This is a genomic window from Flavobacterium sp. GSB-24, from assembly GCF_027924665.1.
Taxonomy (GTDB): domain Bacteria; phylum Bacteroidota; class Bacteroidia; order Flavobacteriales; family Flavobacteriaceae; genus Flavobacterium.
This window is the reverse complement of record NZ_AP027043.1, coordinates 2,657,002-2,678,245: the sequence shown is the minus strand read 5'-3', so window position 1 is coordinate 2,678,245 and position 21,244 is coordinate 2,657,002. Positions and strand designations below refer to the sequence as shown.

At 33.3% G+C, this 21,244-nt stretch carries 16 protein-coding genes and 2 pseudogenes; 13 read left to right on the top strand and 5 right to left on the bottom strand.

Features of this window, described 5'->3' with window-relative positions; translation table 11 throughout:
* Nucleotides 1-272: 272 nt before the first annotated feature.
* A complete protein-coding gene (gene ychF, locus QMG60_RS11690; RefSeq protein WP_281864996.1) occupies nucleotides 273-1,367 on the bottom strand; it encodes a redox-regulated ATPase YchF in 1,095 nt (364 codons plus the stop codon).
* A 292-nt stretch (nucleotides 1,368-1,659) separates the two neighbouring features.
* Between ychF and QMG60_RS11685 the strand changes: the two genes are divergently transcribed.
* A complete protein-coding gene (locus QMG60_RS11685; RefSeq protein WP_281864995.1) occupies nucleotides 1,660-4,293 on the top strand; it encodes a TonB-dependent receptor in 2,634 nt (877 codons plus the stop codon).
* 234 nt (nucleotides 4,294-4,527) lie between these two features.
* Here the strand turns inward: QMG60_RS11685 and QMG60_RS11680 are convergent, their stop codons facing one another.
* Together QMG60_RS11680 and QMG60_RS11675 are read right to left on the bottom strand one after the other, a co-directional pair.
* The gene (locus QMG60_RS11680; protein WP_281864994.1) at nucleotides 4,528-5,685 is read right to left on the bottom strand and encodes a hypothetical protein; all 1,158 of its coding nucleotides are present in this window, start codon (nucleotides 5,683-5,685) and stop codon (nucleotides 4,528-4,530) included.
* Between the two features lie 168 nt (nucleotides 5,686-5,853).
* Entirely contained in the window at nucleotides 5,854-6,204 is a 351-nt protein-coding gene (locus tag QMG60_RS11675; RefSeq protein WP_057118719.1) for a 4Fe-4S dicluster domain-containing protein, read from the bottom strand.
* Nucleotides 6,205-6,341: 137 nt separating this feature from the next.
* Here QMG60_RS11675 and QMG60_RS11670 point away from each other — a divergent pair, with 137 nt between their 5' ends.
* The 7 genes from QMG60_RS11670 to QMG60_RS11640 all read left to right on the top strand — a co-directional run bounded on the left by QMG60_RS11670 (nucleotide 6,342) and on the right by QMG60_RS11640 (nucleotide 14,449).
* On the top strand, nucleotides 6,342-7,415 hold the full coding sequence (locus QMG60_RS11670; RefSeq protein WP_281864993.1) for an acyl-CoA reductase: 1,074 nt from the start codon (nucleotides 6,342-6,344) through the stop codon (nucleotides 7,413-7,415).
* A 93-nt stretch (nucleotides 7,416-7,508) separates the two neighbouring features.
* Nucleotides 7,509-8,579, top strand: a complete 1,071-nt coding sequence (serC, locus tag QMG60_RS11665; protein ID WP_281864992.1) for a 3-phosphoserine/phosphohydroxythreonine transaminase — start codon at nucleotides 7,509-7,511, stop codon at nucleotides 8,577-8,579.
* A gap of 151 nt (nucleotides 8,580-8,730) precedes the next feature.
* Entirely contained in the window at nucleotides 8,731-9,681 is a 951-nt protein-coding gene (locus tag QMG60_RS11660; RefSeq protein ID WP_057118726.1) for a D-2-hydroxyacid dehydrogenase, read from the top strand.
* A gap of 104 nt (nucleotides 9,682-9,785) precedes the next feature.
* Nucleotides 9,786-10,349 carry a hypothetical protein gene (locus QMG60_RS11655; protein ID WP_281864991.1) on the top strand — a complete coding sequence of 188 codons (564 nt, stop codon included), beginning with the start codon at nucleotides 9,786-9,788 and terminating at the stop codon, nucleotides 10,347-10,349.
* A gap of 177 nt (nucleotides 10,350-10,526) precedes the next feature.
* The gene (locus QMG60_RS11650) at nucleotides 10,527-10,964 is read left to right on the top strand and encodes a DUF6146 family protein (RefSeq protein ID WP_134140887.1); all 438 of its coding nucleotides are present in this window, start codon (nucleotides 10,527-10,529) and stop codon (nucleotides 10,962-10,964) included.
* Nucleotides 10,965-10,997: 33 nt separating this feature from the next.
* Nucleotides 10,998-11,303, top strand: coding sequence for a DUF6787 family protein (locus QMG60_RS11645; protein WP_057118734.1), 306 nt, complete (start codon nucleotides 10,998-11,000; stop codon nucleotides 11,301-11,303).
* A gap of 365 nt (nucleotides 11,304-11,668) precedes the next feature.
* A complete protein-coding gene (locus QMG60_RS11640) occupies nucleotides 11,669-14,449 on the top strand; it encodes a T9SS type A sorting domain-containing protein (RefSeq protein ID WP_281864990.1) in 2,781 nt (926 codons plus the stop codon).
* A gap of 21 nt (nucleotides 14,450-14,470) precedes the next feature.
* Here QMG60_RS11640 and QMG60_RS11635 read toward each other — a convergent pair whose 3' ends face one another.
* Nucleotides 14,471-14,767, bottom strand: a complete 297-nt coding sequence (locus QMG60_RS11635) for a hypothetical protein (protein WP_057118739.1) — start codon at nucleotides 14,765-14,767, stop codon at nucleotides 14,471-14,473.
* A gap of 222 nt (nucleotides 14,768-14,989) precedes the next feature.
* Here QMG60_RS11635 and QMG60_RS11630 point away from each other — a divergent pair.
* The 5 genes and pseudogenes from QMG60_RS11630 to QMG60_RS11610 form a co-directional block, all read left to right on the top strand.
* A pseudogene (locus tag QMG60_RS11630) lies at nucleotides 14,990-15,208 on the top strand (ATP-binding cassette domain-containing protein); the annotation flags it as partial.
* A gap of 213 nt (nucleotides 15,209-15,421) precedes the next feature.
* Nucleotides 15,422-15,868: pseudogene (locus tag QMG60_RS11625) on the top strand (ABC transporter ATP-binding protein); the annotation flags it as partial.
* Nucleotides 15,868-17,568: a hypothetical protein gene (locus tag QMG60_RS11620; RefSeq protein ID WP_281864989.1), complete on the top strand. Its 1,701-nt coding sequence runs from the start codon at nucleotides 15,868-15,870 to the stop codon at nucleotides 17,566-17,568. The pseudogene QMG60_RS11625 and the gene QMG60_RS11620, both read left to right, overlap by 1 nt.
* Nucleotides 17,561-18,325 (top strand): TIGR02757 family protein, encoded by a 765-nt coding sequence (locus QMG60_RS11615; protein ID WP_281864988.1) that lies wholly within the window; start codon nucleotides 17,561-17,563, stop codon nucleotides 18,323-18,325. Before QMG60_RS11620 ends, QMG60_RS11615 begins: the two co-directional genes overlap by 8 nt.
* A 113-nt stretch (nucleotides 18,326-18,438) precedes the next feature.
* Nucleotides 18,439-19,791, top strand: a complete 1,353-nt coding sequence (locus QMG60_RS11610) for a DEAD/DEAH box helicase (protein ID WP_057118742.1) — start codon at nucleotides 18,439-18,441, stop codon at nucleotides 19,789-19,791.
* A 151-nt stretch (nucleotides 19,792-19,942) separates the two neighbouring features.
* Here QMG60_RS11610 and QMG60_RS11605 read toward each other — a convergent pair whose 3' ends face one another.
* Entirely contained in the window at nucleotides 19,943-21,055 is a 1,113-nt protein-coding gene (locus QMG60_RS11605; protein WP_281864987.1) for a lactonase family protein, read from the bottom strand.
* Between the last annotated feature and the right edge of the window lie 189 nt (nucleotides 21,056-21,244).

Sequence of the window (21,244 nt, the reverse complement as noted above, 5' to 3'; positions counted from 1 at the left end):
TTTGATTAATTGATTTTAGATTAGTAATTGGTTATTTTTTCTGTAACCAATTTTTGAGCCAAAAATTTTGCTTCCTGAAGATAGTACACGGATTTTACGGATTCGCTTTTGCGAAAGCGCGGATTTTACACGGTTTTTTTGTTTTATTTTGTAGAAAAATCAAAATACAGACGCATAGTGAAGGCTCATTCTTAAAAATAAAAAAACTGCTGAATTTCTCCAGCAGTTTTAAATCTATTTTCTTGTTTCGTTCTTCTATTATCTAAAAAAAATTAAACGTTGAAACGGAAGTGCATTACATCACCATCTTTTACTACATATTCTTTTCCTTCCACTTTGAATTTTCCAGCTTCTTTTGCTTTTGCTTCAGAACCGTATTGTACGTAATCTTCGTATGAAATAACTTCCGCACGAATGAAACCTTTTTCAAAATCTGTATGAATAACTCCAGCTGCTTGAGGCGCAGTCGCTCCAATGTTGATTGTCCAAGCACGAACTTCTTTTACACCTGCTGTAAAGTATGTTTGTTGTTTTAGCAATTTGTAAGCTGCACGAATTAAAACCGAAGCTCCAGGTTCTTGTAATCCCATATCTTCTAGGAAAACCTGACGCTCTTCATAACTTTCTAACTCAGTAATATCAGCCTCTGCTCCTACTGAAAGTACAATAACTTCAGCATCTTCATCTTTTACTAACTCACGAACTTGATCTACATATTTGTTTCCGTTTACGGCAGAATTTTCATCAACATTACAAACATACAAAACTGGTTTTGCAGTAATTAACTGAAAAGATTCCATTAAAACTTCTTCGTCATTACTTTGAGGAGTAATTGTACGAGCCGATTTAGCCTGTAATAATGCTTCTCTGATTCTGTCTAAAAGTGCTTTTTCAGTCTGCGCTTCTTTATTTCCAGTTTTAGCGGCACGATTTACTTTTTCCAAACGTTTTTCAACAGTTTCTAAATCTTTTAGCTGTAACTCGATATCAATAGTTTCTTTATCACGAATTGGATTTACATTTCCGTCAACGTGAACAATATTATCATTGTCAAAACAACGTAAAACGTGAATAATAGCATTACACTCTCTAATGTTTCCTAAAAACTGGTTTCCAAGACCTTCACCTTTACTTGCTCCTTTTACCAAACCTGCAATATCTACGATATCTACAGTTGCCATTTGAACGCGTTCTGGTTTAACCAATTCTTCCAATTTGTTGATTCTTGGATCTGGAACGTTTACAACACCAATATTAGGTTCGATTGTACAAAACGGAAAGTTGGCACTTTGCGCTTTTGCATTAGATAAACAATTAAATAATGTTGATTTTCCAACATTTGGTAATCCTACAATTCCTGCTTTCATCTGTTTGTTTCTATATTATTTATTCGGTCTTAATAATTAGACCTAAAACATTAAACGTTGTAATTTAATGCCTTATGATTTACGTTTTTCTTGGTTTCTGCCAAAATGATATTTTTTGGCTTTAAAATTTTGCAAATATAAGATTTAATAGCTCTTGCACGAAGTAAAAATGTTCAATAATATAATTTTAAGAGCATTCTTTAAAATTTTTAAACATTTTATTAATTTTTTGTTAAAAAACACTACTTTTATAAAACTAATCAACAAAAAACAAATCAAAAAACCAATAACCATGAGAAAGATTGCATTATTTTTATTTCTGCTGAATTCAGCATTTCTTTTTGCACAAAAAGAAGTCTCGGGTCTTGTAAAAGACAAAACTGGTAATCCACTGCCTGGCGTTAATATTATTGAAAAAGGAACTTCGAATGGAGTATCAACCGATTTTGAAGGTAGTTTTAGAATAAAAGTAAAAGATGGTGCAACATTAGTTTTTAGTTATGTCGGATTTGGAACTGTTGAAAAAACTGTTTCTGGAGATAAATTAGATATCGTTTTAACGGAAAGTGAAGGTCAAATTTTAAATGATGTTGTTGTCGTTGGATCTAGAAATGCGAAAAGAACCGTTGTAAATTCGGCTGTTCCAATTGATGTAATCAATGTAAAGGACGTTACGACACAAAGTGGAAAAATTGAAATCAACCAATTATTACAATATGTAGCGCCGTCATTTAATGCCAATAAACAATCTGGTTCTGACGGCGCCGATCACGTTGATCCTGCTTCTTTAAGAGGTATGGGGCCTGATCAGACTTTGGTTTTGATTAACGGAAAAAGAAGACATCAATCTTCATTAATTAATTTGTTCGGAACACGCGGACGCGGTAATACGGGAACCGATTTGAACACAATTCCTGCTGCGTCCATTAAAAGAATTGAGATCCTGCGAGACGGAGCATCTGCACAATATGGTTCTGATGCGATTGCCGGGGTTATCAATATTGTTACTAATGATAATGTAAATGAACTTACTGGTTCTATCACTTATGGCGTTTTTAATACTCACGCAAAAGGTGATTTCCTGCCGGGAACACCAAATACCGAAGGTTTTCGATTGGATAAGAATGGAAACGGAAATTCATACGGAAAGGATCAGGATTTTGACGGAGGTTCTGTAAGGGTTGCGGCAAACTACGGAACAGCAATTGGCAGTAAAGGTGGTTATGTAAATATTACTGGAGAATTTTTAAACAAAAACAAAACATTAAGACCTGCTTATGATTTTAGAAAAGGTTTTGGTGATGCTGAAATGCAGGGTGTAAATTTATTTGCAAATCTTGCTATTCCGATTTCTGATAAAACTGAGTTTTATGCTTTTGGAGGAAGTAATTTTAGAGATACTGACGCTTACGCTTTTACCAGAAATGACGGGGAAAGAGTTGTAGAATCTGTGTACCCAGGCGGTTACACTCCGAGAATTACTTCTAAAATTAATGACAATTCGGTTGCTGCTGGAATTAGAACAGAAACTTCTGGAGGCTGGAAATTTGACTTAAGTAATACTTTTGGAAAAAATAAATTTCAATACGAAATAAAAGGAACGATCAATGCTTCTCTCGAAGAAAATTCACCTCTCCAATTTGATGCAGGTGGACACAGTTTACTTCAAAACACAACCAATTTTGACATTTCAAAAAATTACGGGGATGTTTTAAGTGGCTTAAATATTGCTTTTGGAACAGAATTTAGAGTTGAAAAATTCGAGATTTTTGCTGGTGAAGAAGGTTCTTACACTACTTATGATACCAACGGACAACCAATAACAGATCCGACTACACAAAGTGCCCCAATTGACCCAATCTCTGGCGAACCAAGACCAGGAAGTTCACAAGGTTTTCCTGGATACAGTCCGGCAAATGAAGTGAATAAAGATCGTACCAACTTCTCTCTTTATGCAGATGCAGAATTGGATGTTACAGAAGCCTTAATGTTTAGCGGTGCAGTTCGTTTTGAAAACTATAGTGACTTTGGAAGTACTGTAAACGGAAAATTAGCTTCAAGACTTAAAATTACAGATCATATTAACGCCAGAGGATCTATTAGTACTGGATTCCGTGCACCATCTTTAGCGCAGATTTACTACAATTTACGTTTCACTAATTTTAATGCCAGCGGTGCAACTGAAGTTTTATTGGCTCCAAATGACAGCCCTGTTACTAGAGCTTTTGGAATTGATAAATTAAACGAAGAAAAAGCAGTAAATGCTTCTTTAGGCTTTACAGCTTCGTTTGGTGATTTTACTGCAACGATCGATGGTTATTATATCCAAGTTAAAGACCGTATTGTTCTTACTGGATATTTTGACGCAAGTGCATTAAACCTGGGTGTTTCTGAGGCACAATTTTTTGCAAACGGTGTAGATACCAGCACACACGGTTTGGATATTGTTTTTTCTTGGAAGAAGAAATTTGATTTCGGACAGTTTGGCGCTACGTTAGTTGGAAACATTAATGACATGAAAATTGACAAAGTTAAAAATGGCTCTTTAGACGAGGCAACTTTCTTTGGAAAACGCGAAAAAGCCTTTTTATTAGCTTCTGCTCCAGATAATAAATTCGGATTAAACCTTACTTATGCTAAAAATAAATTTGATGCAGGATTGGCTTTTACACGTTTCAGTAAAGTCGTTTTGGTAGATTACGCAGATGAAGATGATGTTTACAATCCGAGATTAATTACTGATTTAACTGTTGGATATCAATTTACTAAAAGCTTGAAATTAACTCTTGGAAGCAACAACTTATTTAATGTTTATCCAACAAAACAAGATGAACAAGGAAATACAGAAGCCGGTGGTTATTGGGATGCCGTACAAATGGGTTTCAGCGGTGCTTATTACTATGCAAGACTTGGATTTAATTTTTAATAAGTAAGGGCTTCGACTTCGCTCAGCCTGACAAACTTTGTAGTTATTTCAAGCAGATTTTGCAGATTTCTCTTTTTGTCCTCCTGAGCGAAGTCGAAGGATGCGTAAGAAGTTCAATACTGTAAAAATCTTTGCGGGGCTTCGACTTCGCTCAGCCTGACAATCCATTTATCAATAGTTTATAAATAAAAAATCCTGAACAATTAAGTTCAGGATTTTTTTCTGTTTATATAATTACAATTTAAATTCTAAAGAGGCAATAATTGCTTTTTCTTCATCAGTAGCGGTAAAACCAGAAATATCCCAATAATTAGTTAAGATTTTATTTCGTTTATTAAAAAGGGATTTTTCTTTAAAGACATCACTTTCGCTATACGTGAAGTTTTGTTTATTAAAACCTGTCGTCACAAAACTATTTCTGACTTGAATATTTTTAGCTTTATCTTTTAAAATCACGGTATATCCAATTTCTTCATTAGAACTTAGCAGATAATAATCGGTTCCATCCCAGCGATAATTCACTTTTACAAACGATTTGGTAATATTTTTGTCTCCAACCTTTGTTTTATCTTCTATTTTATCAAGACTCGCCGGAGTTACAGATATAGTAAATTCTAAAATTATTTTTTTTACTGGATCATAAATAATTTCAAAATTATCGACTGCTTCTTTAGCTTTATCCAGCGGATTAACAGACATTACGTAATACTCTTTATTTTTAGCATGCCCTTTAATAGTAAAATCATATTCTTTCTTTGCTTTAGAATCTAACAAAGGTTCAAAATATTTAAAATTTGAATAATTCTCCATTATATTATTCAAATTATATCCCATTAAATCTGCGCTTACATCTGTTTCCAGTAATCCGTAAGAGCGGTTTTGTTCTACCAGTAAAGTGGTTGTGTTATTTTTATTGAATTGAAAATTAACCAATCCGTCATTATAATAGGAATATTGGTTGTCGAGCATAAAAAATTCTCGAACATAAACTTTTAATCGATGTGAAATACTTATTTTATCTTTTGAATTTGAAACTATTTTTTGAAGTGTTTTTTGAGGATTTTCTTTTGATACAACAACTTCATCTAAGTTTTCTTTCTTGTTTTTGAGGTAAACTATAAACTCATTTTCTTTTAAAGAAGCCCAGCGGATTGTCAAATTTTCATAATTCATTTCTGAAACCTGCACATTTGAGCCGCCGTTTAAAACAAATGTAACTTTACCATCTTCGTTAGTCAGCAAAACTTGTTTGGTTTTTAAGATAACCACAGTTGCATTTTCGATTGGCTTTAAAGTTTCAATATCTTTTACAAGAATAGAATACTCTTCGCTTTGTGCAAAAACGCTTACATTATTGAGTAATACGACAAATAAAAGTAGTAGTTTCTTCATAGGCGTTATTAAATTTTCAACTAAAGTATTAAATTTTTGTTAATAAATCAATACCCAAAAATAAATCATTAGTTATCAATACAATAAGGTCCCGAAAATATTTCAATTTTAAGCAAAAAAAATCCTGAGCATAAACTCAGGATTATATTTTAAATAACTTTAAAGTAATTATTCTCCGTGTAAAAACGCTTGTCTTTGTAACAAAGTTTCTTCGTCTTCTACGTGATTATCATCTGGCACACAACAGTCTACCGGACAAACCGCAGCACATTGAGGCTCATCGTGGAAACCTTTACATTCTGTACATTTTCCTGGCACGATATAGTAAACCTCGTCAGAAATTGGAGTTTGAGCATCGTCTGCATCAACTTCAGTTCCGTCAGGTAAAACTATCTTTCCAGTAAGACTTGTTCCATCTTTATATCTCCAGTCATCTGCTCCTTCATATATTGCTGTATTCGGGCACTCTGGTTCGCAGGCCCCGCAGTTTATGCATTCGTCAGTTATTATAATTGCCATCTTTTTCGTAGTTACATGTTAAAAGTTATAAGAATATAAGTTTAAAATATCAAAGATTTGAATCTACTTTGCCTTATAACGTAATATAGCTTATTTTTGTGCAAAATTACAATCAAAACAATTCATAAGCAAACATTATGACATTAGAAACAAAAAAAAGTGTTTTTGTTGAATTAGGAAAATTTTTAAGTCAGTTTTCTGAAGAGCAATCGGTGCAAAAATCTGACGTTTTATATAATGATATCTTTTTTGAAGATTTTAAAAGTCTGATCCATTTATCCCAATCCCATAACGGATGGTATACTCCTGAACAGGTTTATTTCGCATTACAGTCTTGGGCAGAAGCTTTAACAGAAGAAAACCTCGAAAAATGGCTTTCTCAATACGAAACTGACTTCGCTCAAAATGACAGCAGAGAAAAAACTGTTGCTTTAATATTAGCTGGAAATATTCCGTTAGTTGGTTTTCATGATTTTTTATCGGTTTTAATTACAGGCAACAAAGCTTTAATCAAAACTTCATCAAATGACCAGCATTTACTGCCTTTTTTGGCCAAGTATTTAATTGCTGTAGATGAAAGTTTGAAAGATAAGATCACTTTCGTGGAAGGAAAACTAGAAAATTTCGATGCTGTAATTGCTACAGGAAGCAACAATACTTCTCGCTATTTCGAATACTATTTTAAAGATAAGCCATCGATTATTCGCAAAAACCGAAATTCAGCAGCTATTTTAACGGGTAAAGAAACCCATGAAGAATTAGAACAATTAGGCGAAGATATTTTTAGATATTTTGGTTTAGGATGCCGAAATGTTTCTAAACTTTTTGTCCCTAAAGAATATTCTTTTGATGCCTTTTTTCAGGCCATTTTCAAATATCAGGATGTTATTCATTATGAAAAGTATGCTAATAATTACGATTACAATAAAGCTGTATTTTTAATGAGTAATTTTAAATTGTTAGACAATGGTTTTCTAACCTTGAAAGAAGATTCGAGCTACGCCTCTCCTATTTCAAGTGTTTTTTATGAATATTATGAAAACCTTGAAGAACTTCAAAAACGCCTTGAAACCGATTCAGAGCAAATTCAATGCATTGTTGGTACCAATTTAACAAGTGACAGTATTGCATTCGGAGAAACGCAAAAACCGCAATTGTGGGATTATCCAGATAATGTCGATACTATAACGTTTTTGTTAACAACAAAGTAATAAAATGTTTAATTATTTCGAATATTTTAACGCTTTTTCGGCTCTTATTACCGAAATTTGCGTCTTTAAAATTTTCGACTATTAACAACAACCATGAAAAAACACAACTACAGCGCAGGACCAAGTATTTTACCTCAGGAAGTTTTTGAGAAAGCATCAAAAGCAATTTTAAATTTTAATGATTCAGGATTATCTATTCTTGAAATTTCGCACAGAAGCAAAGATTTTGTTGCCGTTATGGAAGAAGCTCGATCCCTTGCTTTAGAATTATTAGGACTTCAAGGAAAAGGTTATCAAGCTTTATTTTTACAAGGTGGTGCAAGTACAGCATTCTTAATGGCTCCATATAACTTAATGAAAGAAAATGGAAAAGCAGCTTATTTAGACTCAGGAACATGGGCAACTGCTGCTATTAAAGAAGCTAAACTTTTTGGAGAAACTGTTATCGTTGGTTCTTCAAAAGACGACAATTATACTCATATTCCAAAAGGTTACGAAATCCCAGCTGATGCTGATTATTTCCACTGCACAAGTAATAACACCATTTTTGGAACTCAAATGAAAGATTTCCCAGCAACAAATATTCCTGTTGTATGCGATATGAGTTCTGATATTTTTTCACGCGAATTAGATTTTTCTAAATTTGATTTGATTTACGCTGGAGCTCAAAAAAATATGGGACCTGCCGGAACTACTCTTGTTGTGGTTAAAGAAGAAATCTTAGGCAAAAATGGAAGAACAATTCCTAGTATGTTAGATTATGCTAAACATATCAAAGCAGAAAGTATGTACAATACTCCTCCTGTTTTCTCTGTTTACGTTTCTCTTTTAACTTTACAATGGATCAAAGAAAAAGGCGGAATTGCTGCTGTTGAAAAATTAAACAACGCAAAAGCAGCTTTACTTTACGCTGAAATCGACAGAAACCCATTATTCAAAGGCGCAGCAGCAGTTGAAGATCGTTCGAATATGAATGTAACTTTCTTATTGAACAATCCAGATCATACAGCAACATTTGATGCTTTATGGAAAGAAGCAAATATCTCAGGATTACCAGGACACCGTTCTGTTGGTGGTTACAGAGCTTCTATTTACAACGCAATGCCAATCGAAAGCGTTCAGGTTTTGGTTGATGTAATGAAAGCATTGGAATCTAAAGTTTAGTTTTCAGTTTCAGTTTCAGTCTCAGTCTCAGTTTTCAGCTAAAAATATCAAAAAAAAAAGAAAAATCAAATAGTTGGTTCATCGATTAAACAATTAAACGTATAAACAGTTAAACCTTTACACGATTCACCAAATAAACAATAAACACACAATGAAAGTATTAGCAAATGATGGAATTTCTAAAAGTGGAATTCTAGCCTTAGAAAAAGGCGGATTTGAAGTTATAACTACAAAAGTAGCTCAAGAACAAGTAGCTAACTATATAAATGAAAACAATATTGACGTAATTTTAGTTCGTAGTGCAACTAAAGTTCGTAAAGACATTATTGACGCTTGTCCTGGTATTAAAATTATCGGACGTGGTGGTGTTGGTATGGATAACATTGATGTTGACTACGCTAAAAGCAAAGGAATCCATGTAATCAATACTCCAGCTTCATCTTCAGAATCTGTTGCTGAATTAGTGTTTGGACACTTATTTAATGGTGTACGTTTTTTACATGATTCTAACAGAAATATGCCTCTTGAAGGAGATACTAATTTTGACGGTTTGAAAAAAGCTTACGCTAACGGAACTGAATTAAGAGGTAAAACTTTGGGTATTGTTGGTATTGGCCGTATTGGTCAGGCTACTGCAAAAATGGCTCTTGGTTTAGGAATGAAAGTTATCGCTGCAGATAGTTTTATTCCGGAAGTAGATATTAAAGTTGAATTTTTTGACGGACAATCTATCACAACTAAAGTAGTTTCTCAATCTTTAGAATCTTTATTTAAAGAAGCTGATTTCATCACATTACACGTTCCTGCTCAAAATGGTTACATCATTGGAGAGAAAGAATTTGAAATCATGAAAGATGGCGTTGGAATTGTTAACTGTGCTCGTGGAGGTGTTATTGACGAGGTTGCTTTAGTAAAAGCATTAGATTCTGGAAAAGTTGCTTTTGCTGGATTAGATGTTTTTGAAAACGAGCCAAAACCAGAAATGGCAATTTTAATGCACTCTAAAATCTCTTTGACCCCGCACATTGGAGCTGCAACTGGAGAGGCACAAGATAGAATTGGTACAGAGCTAGCTTCACAAATTATTACTTTGTTAAGCTAATCAACTATAATTAAATCACTTACAAGGGATTTATTAACATCGTTTAATAAATCCCTTTCTTTTTTTTTGTTTAAATTTGAGTTCTAATCTAAATCCTAAAAATCATGTTTGAACAATTAACCCAATTAGTACAACAATATGGAGGCGATGCAGTTGTCAACAATAACGCTGTTCCAAACGAACACAACGAAGCCGTAATCAATGAAACCAGTAGTTCTATTTTTGAAAGTTTAAAAAAGATTGTTTCTGAAGGCGGAACCGAACAAATTGCAGGATTGTTTAGCGGTAAAGAAGCTATTGATAGTTCAAATCCTGTAGTACAACAAATTCAACAACAATTAAGCGGCAGTCTTGGTCAGAAATTTGGACTAAGCAGTGCAGACTCAAACGGAGTTGCGTCTAATTTAATTCCGCAGATTTTAGGTTCTTTAGTTAATAAAGCAAAAGATCCAAACGATAATAGTTTTCAAATTTCTGACATCATCAACTCTATTTCAGGAAACAGCGGACAAGCTTCAGGAATAATGGATACCATTTCTAAATACGGAATGCAATTCGGTCTAGACCAAAACAACGACGGAAAAGTAGATGTTACTGATGTTCTTGTAGTAACCAAAAGCAAAGGCGGTATAGCTGGATTTATTGGAAAATTGTTTGGAAGTAAATAGTCGTAAATAGTCTAGGTACAAAGGTTTAAAGTGACAAAGGAACAAAGGCCTTAAGAAAACTCTAAAAACTGATTGCAAATTGTAATCAGTTTTTATTTTTATAAGTAAGAAGTTAAACCTTTGTTACTTTAAACCTTTGTTCCTCTGAACCTTAAAAAAAATTCGTAAATTTAAATCATGAAAAAATGCGTTTCCATATTGATTGTAGTATTAACAGTAATTGCTTGTTCAACAGCTTCGCAGAATAATATTGCGAGCAATAATAATGCAGTAAACAAAAAGGGAAATGATACTGTTAGAATTGCAAACGATTCTTTAGAATACGAAGTAATAATTATAGATAATGGTTTCAATACCTGGTTAAATTCACGTGCGCTTCCCAGACATTATTATACATTAAATTATCTCGAAAATAAAAATTATCAATATGTTGTGGAATGGAACATTCGAGCTTCACAACCCAATCGTTACAATCCGAATTTATACGAAATGACTATAGATTACCAACCGCAGATTCGTTATGGATACGAAGTGAATTATTTAATTTATAACTATATGATTTATTTTCAAAATACTTACAAACAAAAGCTCGCTGGGTATGTTCCGCAAAGATAATGTTAGTATATTTGTAATGGTTATAAATAAATAATGGACAGACTTAAAAAACGCTGGGGAATCACATCCAACCTACAAGCCATAATCATATTTATTGTTTTTGCTATCACTGGATCAGCATCTGCATGGATTTCTAGACCTTTCTGCGACTGGATCGGAATTTACAAAGAAGATTTCGGGGCTGTTTGGTTTACTTTAATCCGTTTATTAATCATTTTTCCTATTTACCAAGTTTTATTAGTTGCCATAGGAACCCTATTTGGTCAATTCCGTTTCTTCTGGAATTTCGAAAAGAAAATGCTCAAAAGAATGGGGCTTGGATTTCTTTTTAAAGATTAATTTTATTATTTCTTTTAAAAACAAACCGTTCTGGTTAAGACCTATTCTTAATCACAATATTTTATTTATTTTAATTTCTTCAAATCAAGGAAATCTTTTTCTCTCAAACCAATTCATTTTTACTCAATCCCTTTATTCACCTAATGTAAACAATGTAAAAAATTGATATAAAAAAAGTATAATCCGTTTTTTTATATTAATTTACTACGAAAACAGCATACAGAACAGGATGGAGCAGGATGGTTTGTTTTAAAGTAATAATAATCTTTACAGTAGTGAAAACCGTTTTTTAAACCTGATAATCAGTTGTTTAAAATTATTTTCTAACTAAGATTATTTTACTTACTAACCAAACCACTATTGACATGCTGAAAAATTACTTAAAACTCTCCGTGATATCGGCCATAACCTGCCTCATTGCGCCGATGACTTTAATTTTTGCCCAAAATCCAATCGTCAAAATTGACTTTGATCAATCAGGAAGACCTAAAGCCGAAGTAAACGATCCAGATTACACAACTTGGGTAATAGCCTCTGGAAATACCAACACTTATACAGAAAATGGAGTTACATTTACTGTAACCAGAGTTGGAGACAAAGGAGATGCTCTAGGAACAAACTGGTACAAAGCAGGAATACAAGCCCCATACTATGCCAGATTAGTGAGCGATGGTCTAACTGTAAAAGGAACAACTGCAAATCTAGGAGCACAGATAGAACTTAAAATAAGCGGATTAACAACTGGCGAACATTCCTTTTTAGCGTTTTTTAATGCTGTAGACAGTCCGTCTGGAAATAACTTTAGCCCAATTGATATTTCTATTAATGCAAATTTGGTTGTCGATAATTTAATTCCGTCTGTAAGAGCTCTTAAAACTGCCGATGCCAAATCTACTTACTTAAAATTTCAAGCTGTAACAGGCACAGATGTTGTGATTTTAATTGCTGCAGAAACCTCAGGTACAGAAAATATTAAAAATATTATGCTTAACGGTTTTGAACTTAATACACCTAATATTTTTTATCAAGCCACAAATCCAAATCCGAAACAAAATGACGAACATGTTGAATTAACTTCTGGCGGTAAATTACTGCAATGGACCGCGGCGGCAAATGCGGTTTCGCACAACATTTATTTCGGTACAGATCAAGCGTCTGTAGATAATGCTACCACATCTTCACCAGAATACAAAGGAAATCAAGCTTTAGCTAACACTTCTTATCAAGTAAACGGACTATATACGGGAGCTACTTATTATTGGCGTATTGATGAAGTTCTTGCAAATGGAGTTGAAAAAGGAAATATCTGGCGTTTTCGTCCAGCACAGCTTGCATTTCCAGAAGCTGAGGGATATGGTCGTTTTGCAAGAGGCGGTCGCGGCGGAAAAATAGTTGCCGTAACTAATCTAAACGACAGCGGACCTGGAAGTTTCCGTGAAGCTGTTACAAATGATATTGGACCAAGAACCATCATTTTTAATACCTCGGGAATTATCCAATTACAATCTCGTCTTGTTTTAAGTCAGCCTTACGTTACAGTTGCAGGACAAACCGCGCCTGGCAAAGGTATTTGCATTCGCTCTGCTCCTTTTGGAGTTACTGGAAATGATGCCGTAGTCCAAAATCTAAGAGTTCGAATTGGAGCTGGACCAACTTTTGACGGAATGGGATTAACTGGCGCCGACAATAGCATTATTGATCATTGTTCCATCAGCTGGACAATTGATGAATCTTTCAGCTCTCGATCAGGAAAAAATATAACACTGCAAAAAACACTTATTTCTGAAGCTCTAAACGCTGCCAATCATCAAAATTATCCAACAGGAACAGAACATGGTTATGCAGCTACAATTGGTGGAGATATTGGAAGCTTTCATCATAATTTACTAGCACACTGCTACGGTCGTAACTGGAGTCTTGGCGGCGGATTAGACGGAAGCGGTGCCTATACCGGCAGAATGGACATCACAAATAATGTAGTCTACAACTGGGGAAGCAGAACAACCGACGGTGGAACCAAAGAAGTGAATTTTGTAAACAACTATTATAAACCAGGCGCAGGCTCAAAAATATTTGTAGCATTTAATCAGCAGAATGAAGGTGTTGGAACTGGAATGCAGCAGTGTTATTTTAACGGAAATGTAATGCCGGGGTATTTCGACGAAAGCAATCAAACTGCAGGAAGAAAAGCTTCAGGAAATACTGTTACATATGAAAATTTTGTCAACACACCCTTTTTTCCTTCTTTTGTAACTACGCAATCTGCCAAAAATGCTTATAAAATTGTACTGTCGGATGTGGGATGTACACAGCCTGAATTTGACGAACATGATCAAAGAATTATCACAGAAACTTTAAACGGAACCTATTCTGCTGTTGGAAGCGTAACTGGAAAACCTGGATTTCCAGATAACGAAGCTGATGTTGGAGGATTTGAAATTTACCCAATTGTAAATAGAGATGCCAATTGGGATACTGATCAAGACGGACTTCCAAATTGGTGGGAAACTATTATTGGAACTAATGCAAACTCTGCAATTGGTGATTTTTCAGATGCAAATGCTGATAACGATTTAGATGGATACACAAATCTTGACAAATACCTGCAATGGATGTCTTTACCACATTATGAATCTCCAGAAGGAACAAAAATTGACATCAATATTCAAAAATTATCAAGAGGATTTACAAGTGGTGTTTCATATGCTATTTCAAATGTTGTGAACGGAAATGCAGTACTTAATACTGATACAGTTGCATTTTCACCAGCAGCCAACGGATTATGCTCTTTTGAGTTTACAGTTACCGATTCTGAAGGCGGCACTATGAAAAGAAAGATAAATATTATAAGCGGACAAAGTTTAACTTTAGGTATTAACGAAGTTGTTAAAGAACCAAAAGACAACTCTTTTAATGTATGGCCAATTCCGAGCAGGGGGTCTTTTTCAGTCTTTATTAGCAATGAAGAAACAGAAACTGCCGATCTTAAAATCTATGATATTGCTGGAAAAGAGTTAATACAACAAAATATTAGAACCAATACAGCCGAAACAATTCACTTATATTCAAAAGGAGTGTTTCTAATTAAAGTTGTTAATCCTCAAACAAAGAAAACACAATACATCAAAAAAATAATTGTTCAATAAAAGACATGATTAAAGACGGTTTTATAAGCCGTCTTTATTTTTTTGAAAGAAATAAGTATAAATCCATGTTAATGTAAAAGAAGGAATTACATCCGTAAAAGGTATAATTTCTTCTACAAAAGTCAAAATACTTGCCACCCTTCCTACGCGTCCTTTATACATTCTAGTCATAATAAAAGCAGCAATTGGCGCCCAAATCACATCCGAAAATTCGCCTACTAGCGGAATCGAAAATGAAACCATACCAATAGCATCCAAAATTAAACCGATTATTAATTTGGACGTTCTGTTATCTTCAACAACATTTAAATCTTGCATTTTGATCTCTATTTGAAGTTTATTCGAAATTAAAAATAAACCCTTAAATCCTGTTATTTCTTTTTCCTATTTAATTTCCACAATTCCCATATCAAGAAACGTACCTTTTTATCATAGATTTCAATCCGATCTTTAATGGTATTAAATTGGAATTTGGAATTTAAGACATTGAAATTTGATTCTATACATAATCTTCGTTTCTTTGTAAAAAGAGTTTTCTAAATGATACACGCAAAAAACATACATAAATTCTACGACAAACTTGAAGTTTTAAAAGGAGTCGATTTACATATTAAAAAAGGCGAAATTGTTTCAATTGTCGGTGCTTCAGGTGCGGGGAAAACGACTTTACTGCAGATTTTAGGAACTCTAGACAAACCAGATCATAGTCCAGATTCATCATTAACGATTAATGGTAAAAATGTACTGGAATTACAAGATCTCAAAAACGATAACTCAAAACAAGAAAAGACATTTAAAATCATTACTTGGGCTGGCTCTCTTTACATTGTTGTTTTGGCCGTTTATTTGATGTTTTTCAGAACCAAAGTTTTCGATGATACACTTAGATTAGTAGTAGTTGGAGTCCTTTTTCTGCCAATATTTTCAATGCTCGTTTATTATAACAGATATTTTAAAAAGAAAAGCAGACAAGACAAAACATTATCCGATTTTAGAAATTTAAACCTTGGTTTTATTTTCCAGTTTCATCAGCTTTTACCCGAGTTTACAGCTCTAGAAAACGTTTGTATCCCAGCTTATATCGCCGGAAAAAAAACTTCAGAAACCGAAGCCGAAGCTAAAAAACTGCTTACTTATTTAGGACTTTCACACAGAATTAATCATAAGCCAAGCGAACTTTCTGGCGGAGAACAACAGCGTGTGGCCGTTGCAAGAGCTTTGATCAATAAACCAGATGTTATTTTTGCCGATGAACCTTCTGGAAATCTAGACACGCATTCTGCCGAAAACCTGCATCAATTATTTTTTCAGCTTCGAGACGAATTCGGACAGACTTTTGTCATCGTAACCCATAACGAAGAATTGGCTAATATGGCTGATAGAAAATTGATAATGTCTGACGGGCAAATTCTTTATTAATGGTTTTAATTATAATTAGCTGGATTTATATTTTAGTCACAACCATTAATTTAGGTGTTAGTTTCGACAAATTAATGAATCTCAGCAATAAAAATTTTGTAATTACATCTATACTTGGGTTGTTCTCAACAACTATACTAGCAAGTATTTGGGCAATTTTCGGAAGAATTAATATCGAATTTAATATTTTTTTAATACTTCTGAATATTTTTTCATTTCTAAAATTTCAGAATTCGATTATTGATCTTTACAAGACATCTTTATTAGAATTACAACAACTGCCAAAAAGACTAAAAATCGTTTTAGGTATTATTTCTGTTCTGATTATTTTACAATGTGCATCAATTCCTTTTGTAATTGATAACGAATCGTATTATATTCAAACTATAAAATGGCTTAACGAATATGGCTTTGTAAAAGGAATTTCAAATCTCCATTTATTTTATGGACAGACGAGTGGCTGGCATATTACGCAAAGTGTTTTTAATTTTTCCTTTTTTTATAAAAATTTCAATGATTTAAGTGGTTTTTGCTTACTATTAGGAAATGTATTTGCCATTCAGAAACTAAATGAATACAGCAAAAATGATAACAAAAATTATCTGTTAGTTGGATTGCTTCCTTTATTTAATATTTTCTTTTTTCAATTTATAAGCGCACCTTCTCCAGATATTCCTGTTTACATTTTCTCGTTTATTTTTTTCTTTTATTTTTTAGAAAATTTCAAACAAATAACTTCTGAAACATTTGGTTTGCTCTTAATTTTAGTTCTTTTTTTACTCTACATCAAAAACACAACGCTGACATTTGCAGTTTTTCCTTTAATTTTATTAGTTTTTAATTTCAAAACGTTATCAGGAAAACTTCTAAAACCGATTTTATTAAGCACATTAATAATCGTGCTCTTTTTCATTAAAAACCTAATTCTCTGTGGATCTCTTCTTTTCCCATCTAAAATATTCACAGCAATTGCAACAGATTATGCTATCCCGAGTACAATACAGACTTTTTATTATGACAATCTGAAGTATTATGGCTATTTTATTACAGCGGAACAATATAATTCAATGTCGGTTTGGGATTTATTTATAAGATGGATCACGCTGCCAAAACTGAATGGATTATTTAATAAACTTAGTGTTTTTTTGATTCTAGCCTTACCTTTTTTTATATACAAATTTAAAAATGAAAAAGCTCTTTGGCTCATTTATGTTAATATGATATTGCAAATATTCTTACTTTTAATAAGCTCTCCACAATATCGCTTTTTCATTCATTTTGTTTTATTTTTCTCTGTCTTTTGTTTGATATGTTTAATACAGAACAAAAAACTAATAAATGCACTATTAGCACTTTCACAAATCCCAATAGCACTAATTTTATTTTTTCCTTTTAATCTAAGTAAACTTGCAAATCATAAATCGTTGATGGAAATAAGTACATTTTCTATTAACAATATTGTTTTTCCTTACCAAAATACAAAAAGCAATACCTCCTTCGAGACTATACAATTAGGAAATTTGAAGTATAATTCTCCTCAAAAAAATGCTTTTTTATGGGCAAGCGGTAATGGAGATTTACCTTGTGTCAATAAAAAACAAGTTGATACTTTTGAAAAATACTTTCAGTACATTCCCCAAATGCGTACTAATGAATTAAAAGATGGATTTTACGCAAAAAAAATCTCAAAAAATGAATAAAAAAGAACTCAAAGAATTTTTAGACGAAAAAGTCATTCAATATAATAATCAGGATTTTATCGAAAGCGATCCTGTACAGATTCCACATCTTTTCAGCCAAAAAGAAGATATTGAAATTGCTGGTTTTTTAAGCGCATCTATCGCTTGGGGAAACCGCAAAATGATTATTAAGAATTCACATAAAATGATGGAATTAATGGGCAATACACCTTATGATTTTGTCATGTCACATTCTGATAAAGATTTGGCCAGACTTGAAACTTTCGTCCATCGAACTTTTAACGGAAATGATTTTTCTAGTTTTATAAAAGGTTTAAAGCATATTTATAAAAACCACAACGGACTTGAAGCTGTTTTTGCTAAAAACCAGCAAGAAAATAGTCTGCAAAAAAGTATTCACGAATTCAAAAAAATATTCTTTGAGATCGATCATTTAGCGAGAACGCAAAAACACATTTCAGATCCGTTAAACAATTCGGCTGCCAAAAGAATTAACATGTATCTGCGCTGGATGGTACGCCAAGATACAAAAGGCGTTGATTTAGGAATCTGGAAAAGTATTTCTCCTGCTGCCCTATCTTGTCCGCTTGATGTACATTCTGGAAACGTTGCCCGCAAACTTGAAATTCTTTCGCGAAAGCAAAACGACGCAAAAGCTTTACTGGAATTAGATACAAAATTAAGAGAAATGGATGCGCAAGATCCTGTAAAATATGACTTTGCTTTGTTTGGATTGGGAGTTTTTGAAGGGTTTTAAAATTTTAAATCTGTATGTCAGGCTGACATTCAAGATGGTAATAAGACATCAAAAATTACAAATTCAACAAAAAACCGTGAATTTAACGTACATTTGCACAAAATTTAAAGCAAATGAGCACTTTCGAAAAATTTAATCTTCCAAAATCAGTACAAAAAGCTATAGACGATTTAGGGTTTGTTACACCAACTCCTATTCAGGAAAAATCTTTTTCAGTGATTACTTCTGGGCGAGATATGATGGGAATTGCACAAACCGGAACTGGTAAAACACTTGCTTATTTACTGCCGCTTCTAAAGTTATACAAATTTACCAACACCAATACACCTAAAATTGTAGTTCTTGTTCCAACCAGAGAATTAGTAGTTCAGGTTGTAGAAGAAGTTGAAAAACTGACTAAATACATGTCGGTTAAAACTTTAGGAATTTACGGTGGGGTAAACATTAACACACAAAAGAAAGCTGTTTACGAAGGTGTCGATATTTTAGTGGGAACTCCAGGTCGTACAATGGATTTAGCTCTGGATGCTGTAGTTCGCTTTGACGAAACTCAAAAACTGGTTATTGATGAATTTGACGAAATGTTGAATTTAGGTTTCCGCGCGCAATTGACAGCTCTTTTGGCAATGATGAAACCAAAACGTCAAAACATATTATTCTCGGCAACAATGACAGACGAAGTTGATGCGATTTTAAATGATTATTTTGATTTTCCTGAAGAAGTTACTTTAGCTGCTTCTGGAACTCCGTTAGAAAAAATAACACAGATTACGTATAATGTTCCAAACTTTAATACTAAAGTAAATCTTTTAAAGCATTTACTAGAGACGGACGAAAGCATGGAACGTATTTTGATTTTTGTTAATAATAAAAAGATTTCAGACATGCTTCATACTCGTATTGAAGAAATGTTTGAAGGACAATTTGGAGTAATTCACTCTAATAAATCGCAGAATTATCGTTTAAGTACAATGGCAGAATTTCAAGAAGGAAATCTGCGCGGATTAATTACTACCGATATTATGGCGAGAGGTTTGGATATTTCGAATATCTCTCACGTTATAAACTTCGAACTTCCAGAATTACCAGAACTTTACATGCATAGAATTGGGCGTACTGGTCGTGCTGATGCAACAGGAACCGCTATCAGTTTTGTTACACCACGTGAAGAAGAATTTAAAATCGAGGCCGAAGTTTTAATGAATCAGGAACTTAAAATCGCTGATTTCCCAGAAGAAGTTGAGATTTCATCTAAATTAATAGAACCTGAAAAAGACAGACAGCCGATTAAGTTTTTAATGAAAAAACCAAAATTAGACGGCGATGGTGCTTTTCATGAAAAATCGAAAAAGAACAAAAAAGTCAATCTTGGAGGCCCTTCAAAAACAAAAAAGAAAACACATGGTTCTGTTAACAGAAATATGCTGAAGACTAGAGATAAGAAGAGAAAAGATAAGGATAAATAGATTTTCTTAAAAGTTACAAAGGTTCAAAGAGGCAAAGCTTCAGAGGTTTTGCTATTTTTAAATATAAAAAAGGCTCAAAAATAAAGTTTATTTTTGAGCCTTTTTTGCCTTTGAACCTTTGCATCTCTGAGCCTTTGTCCCTTAAAAAAAGCTATATTTTCGTAAAAACCAATCCAACCGGCGAGCACAACTCGATTCTTTTTCCGGTGTCTGTGATTTTTCCAGTTTTTTTGTCTCTTTTAAAAATAATGATATCATTTGTATATTGATGTCCAACTAAAAGGTAATTTCCTGTTGGGTCAATAGCGAAATCTCTTGGACCTTTTCCTAAAGTGCTTTGCTGCTCTACCAATTCAATTGCTCCTGTTTTAAGGATTTTATAAACCGAAATAGAGTTTGCGTCTACACGATCAGAAACATATAAAAAGTTTCCGTCTGGCGAAATTTTAATTGCCGCCGCACCTGTTCCGCCGGTAAAACCTTTTGGAAGAATGCTTGTTTCGGCAATTAGTTTTAGATTTCCAGTTTTATCATAACTAAAAGTCGTTAAAGTTCCGTCTAGTTCCTGAACCAAATACACAAATTTACCATCTTTACTAAAAGTCAAATGTCTTGGTCCGCTTCCTTTCTTTACATCAACACTTCCTTTAAGCATCAGCATTTCGTTTGTAGAATTCGGGTTGTACTTATAAATAAACACTTTATCTAAACCTAAATCATTAGACAAAACGAATTTTTTATCTGGTGAAAAAACAACCATATGCACGTGCGCTTTTTCCTGACGCGCTGCGTTTGGTCCTTTTCCTTCATGCTGAATTATTTGCTGCACTTCAGTAAGACTTCCATTTGGCTTTTTCTTAAAAACGACAATGTTTCCGCCAGAATAATTGGCAACAATTACATTTTTATCATCATTAATTAAATGACATGGATCTGCACCTAAAGAAGCATTTGTATTCAATAACTTTATTTTTCCTGAAGCTGAATTATAACTAAAAGAACTGACAGCACTTTGAGTTCCGTTTTCGTTTACAGCATAGATAAATTTATTATCAGCAGAAACCGATAAATAACTTGGACTGATAACATTTTCTGAAGAATTCTTTAATTTTAAACCGCCGGAAGATGCATCAAATTCATAAACATAAATTCCGTTGCTTTGACAGGTATTTGTGTAAGTTCCAACCAATAAGTTGAATTTATTTTGAGCTTTTACCGTGGTCAGGGATAAAGCAGAAAATAAAAATAAATATATTTTTTTCATAGTTTGTTTTTTTGAATCAGCTAAAATAAGGAATAAAAATCGTTTTAAAATAGTTTCTTTGTTACAAAAGAAATGGCAAAAGTTACATTTTTCAAACTCCATAAATTTTATCCAGCACTAGTTAATCTCTTACAGAAACTTATTATGGTTTAAATAATTTTTAATTCGTATTTTTGACCAGCATCTTCG

Excerpts from the sequence above, each read along its gene's own strand:
- QMG60_RS11615 (WP_281864988.1), top strand. The coding sequence starts at position 17,561 with ATGAATAAAAAAGAACTCAAAGAATTTTTAGACGAAAAAGTCATTCAA.
- QMG60_RS11655 (WP_281864991.1), top strand. The coding sequence starts at position 9,786 with ATGTTTGAACAATTAACCCAATTAGTACAACAATATGGAGGCGATGCA.
- QMG60_RS11605 (WP_281864987.1), bottom strand. The coding sequence starts at position 21,055 with ATGAAAAAAATATATTTATTTTTATTTTCTGCTTTATCCCTGACCACG.
- QMG60_RS11650 (WP_134140887.1), top strand. The coding sequence starts at position 10,527 with ATGAAAAAATGCGTTTCCATATTGATTGTAGTATTAACAGTAATTGCT.
- QMG60_RS11640 (WP_281864990.1), top strand. The coding sequence starts at position 11,669 with ATGCTGAAAAATTACTTAAAACTCTCCGTGATATCGGCCATAACCTGC.
- QMG60_RS11675 (WP_057118719.1), bottom strand. The coding sequence starts at position 6,204 with ATGGCAATTATAATAACTGACGAATGCATAAACTGCGGGGCCTGCGAA.
- QMG60_RS11610 (WP_057118742.1), top strand. The coding sequence starts at position 18,439 with ATGAGCACTTTCGAAAAATTTAATCTTCCAAAATCAGTACAAAAAGCT.
- QMG60_RS11635 (WP_057118739.1), bottom strand. The coding sequence starts at position 14,767 with ATGCAAGATTTAAATGTTGTTGAAGATAACAGAACGTCCAAATTAATA.
- QMG60_RS11685 (WP_281864995.1), top strand. The coding sequence starts at position 1,660 with ATGAGAAAGATTGCATTATTTTTATTTCTGCTGAATTCAGCATTTCTT.
- ychF (WP_281864996.1), bottom strand. The coding sequence starts at position 1,367 with ATGAAAGCAGGAATTGTAGGATTACCAAATGTTGGAAAATCAACATTA.
- QMG60_RS11645 (WP_057118734.1), top strand. The coding sequence starts at position 10,998 with ATGGACAGACTTAAAAAACGCTGGGGAATCACATCCAACCTACAAGCC.
- QMG60_RS11660 (WP_057118726.1), top strand. The coding sequence starts at position 8,731 with ATGAAAGTATTAGCAAATGATGGAATTTCTAAAAGTGGAATTCTAGCC.
- QMG60_RS11670 (WP_281864993.1), top strand. The coding sequence starts at position 6,342 with ATGACATTAGAAACAAAAAAAAGTGTTTTTGTTGAATTAGGAAAATTT.
- QMG60_RS11620 (WP_281864989.1), top strand. The coding sequence starts at position 15,868 with ATGGTTTTAATTATAATTAGCTGGATTTATATTTTAGTCACAACCATT.
- serC (WP_281864992.1), top strand. The coding sequence starts at position 7,509 with ATGAAAAAACACAACTACAGCGCAGGACCAAGTATTTTACCTCAGGAA.
- QMG60_RS11680 (WP_281864994.1), bottom strand. The coding sequence starts at position 5,685 with ATGAAGAAACTACTACTTTTATTTGTCGTATTACTCAATAATGTAAGC.